3 protein-coding genes are annotated in these 2,731 nt (G+C 47.6%); all 3 read right to left on the reverse strand.

Annotation, left to right across the window (positions count from 1 at the left end; translation table 11 throughout):
* Nucleotides 1-594, reverse strand: a 594-nt coding sequence (locus PX481_RS18385; protein WP_288095357.1) for a Mo-dependent nitrogenase C-terminal domain-containing protein, incomplete at its 3' end; no start/stop codon positions are given.
* Between the two features lie 240 nt (nt 595-834).
* Nucleotides 835-2,220 (reverse strand): UDP-glucose dehydrogenase family protein, encoded by a 1,386-nt coding sequence (locus PX481_RS18390; protein ID WP_288095359.1) that lies wholly within the window; start codon nt 2,218-2,220, stop codon nt 835-837.
* A 49-nt stretch (nt 2,221-2,269) separates the two neighbouring features.
* The coding region (locus tag PX481_RS18395; RefSeq protein ID WP_288095361.1) for a GDP-mannose 4,6-dehydratase at nt 2,270-2,731 on the reverse strand (462 nt) is incomplete at its 5' end.

Below are 2,731 nucleotides of genomic sequence, written 5' to 3' on the forward strand. Positions count from 1 at the left end.
ATTTAACTTGCACAGGGGCGGAATATGGACTAATTTATGACCAAACAGCACGATATCGCGTTCAAAAGGACATTGAGGCGGAACCATTTTGCAGATAAACCGGGCCAAGCGCGGATCGTGCATTTCTACCCCATCTAACCAATCTTTGAGGGGATGAAGCAGATCTGGGTGGGGATGTTCGGCACTGATAAACTCGGATTTATTCGCTTCTGTGGTAATTTCGGGAATTTCACAGATAGTATGTTCTAAAGCTGACAGGGCCTCGATTTCTAACCCGAAAGCATCCCGATAACTACGCAGTAATTGCGCTTCTGCGGGGGAATAAATGCCGTCGGCGATCGCTACCATGACCGCCGTGCGGAGGAAGTTTTCTGATATTTTGGGGTCATGACCGAAACTTGCGGCCAATTCTTCGGGACTAATCGATTGATAGAGAACGTGGTCGTCATCTAATTCTAATTCGTGAGCGAAACGGGCGATCGATTCCTGTTCGCTGGTGCTATAATCCCCATCACACCAAGCAATTGTCAGTAATCCCCGTAACCAGTCCCTAACTTGTTCGTTAGTGTAGCGGTATTGAACAGAGCTAACCATAGGTATTGCTAAAACTGATTTCTAGTTTCTCAATTTAATTCTACCCATCGCCCCCGGATTCTAGTGGCCCCCGTTCACATCATGTAACCATTGCAACTATCCTTATGGTCAGCTAGGAAGTTTTCGTTTTTCATCTGGCATAATCGGGCAATTTTCGCCCCTAGGAGCAGGGGTAAGGGTTGGTGCTTTTTGCTCCTTCCCCACCCGCGTTAGTCCTGCTGAAAAGGCGGATTTCTGGGATTAACGTCCAATCCCGAGGTAACGGAAACCGGCTGCTGTCACCACAGCAGGATCGAGGAAATTGCGACCATCAATCAACACGGGTTCGCGCATGGTTTTAGCCATTTTGCCGTAGTCAAGACGGAGGAATTCTTGCCATTCCGTCACCACCACCAAAGCGTCACAACCATCGGCCAATCTTTCTGGATCCGATTCGATAATCACACCGCTTAAACCGTGACTTAAACCACTTTGGGAAACGATCGGATCATAAGCTTTTACCTTAGCACCTAAACGATTTAACTGTTCGATCATGGTTAAAGCTGGGGCATCGCGCATATCATCGGTATCGGGTTTAAAAGTTAATCCCAACAAACCGACGGTTTTACCCTTGAGGATTTTTAATTCCTGTTGCAGTTTTTCGATCGCAATTGTCCGTTGACGTTTGTTAACATTGATAGCGGCGTTAAGTAATTCCGTTTCGTAACCGTAGTCTTCCGCGGTATGTACCAAAGCCGACACATCTTTGGGGAAACAGGAACCCCCCCAACCGATCCCGGCCGAGAGGAACTTGCTGCCGATACGGGAATCTAAACCGATACCTTTAGCCACTTGGGTGACATCGGCCCCCACGCGATCGCAGATGTTAGCTACTTCGTTAATAAAGCTAATTTTGGTAGCTAGGAAGGCATTAGCGGCGTATTTAATCATTTCCGCCGAACTGAGATCCGTAACCACCACGGGAACGGGAGGCAAGGAGGTATCGTCGGCGAATTGGCGTTCAACCAAAGGCGCGTACAATTCCTTCATCATTTCGATGGCTTTCGGGTTATTACTGCCTAAAACAATGCGATCGGGGTTAAAAGTATCATAAACCGCTGAACCTTCCCGTAAAAATTCGGGATTACTGACCACATCGAATTCCGCTTCAATGCGTTCTAGTGTACTAATACCGCCACCAGCGGCCACGAGATTTTTTTGTCTCTCGGCCACTCCATCGAGGACGATCATCCGTACCCAATCCCCAGAACCGATGGGAACGGTCGATTTATTGACGATTACTTTATAACCACCGTTGAGATGGGCCCCAATACCCCGGGCCACCGCTTCCACATAACGAGTGTCACTTTCTCCCGTGGGTAGTGCTGGTGTACCAACAGCGATAAAGAGGATTTCACCGTGTTTAACTCCCGCTTCTAGATCCGTGGAGAATTCCAGATTGCCGGAGGCTGCCGAAGACTGCATTAATTCTGATAACCCCGGTTCATAGATGGGGGATTGTCCCGATTTCATCAATTTGACTTTTTCTTCATTGTTGTCAATACAGATGACATGATGGCCGATATGTGCTAGACAAACCCCAGTGACTAAACCCACATAACCCGTTCCGATAACACAAACACGCATGATAATTACTCCAGTGAGTGACAATTAAGTTAAGTTCATTGATTAGGGATTAGCTGAGACGAGAACGGAAATCCTCGATCGTCATTTTTAAACCCTGGCTTAGAGGAATAGTTGGACTCCAATCTAGATAGGTTTTAGCACGAGTGATATCCGGTTGTCGTTGCTTGGGATCATCTTCCGGCAGTGGTTTATAGACCAATTCGGCCTCGGGATTAATCATGCCTTGGATGAATTGCGCTAATTCCAGAATTGTGTATTCGTCGGGATTGCCGAGATTAACCGGCCCGATAAAGTCCCCATTCATCAAACGCATTAACCCTTCCACCAGGTCAGAAACATAGCAAAAACTGCGGGTTTGGGAACCTTGACCATAAACCGTTAAGGGTTCACCGCGCAAAGCTTGCACGACGAAATTACTCACCACTCGACCATCGTTTTCCAGCATTCGCGGGCCGTAGGTGTTGAAAATCCGGGCCACCCGGATATCGACCTTATGCTCCCGATAATACTC

The sequence above is a fragment of the Microcystis sp. M53603_WE2 genome (assembly GCF_030065435.1).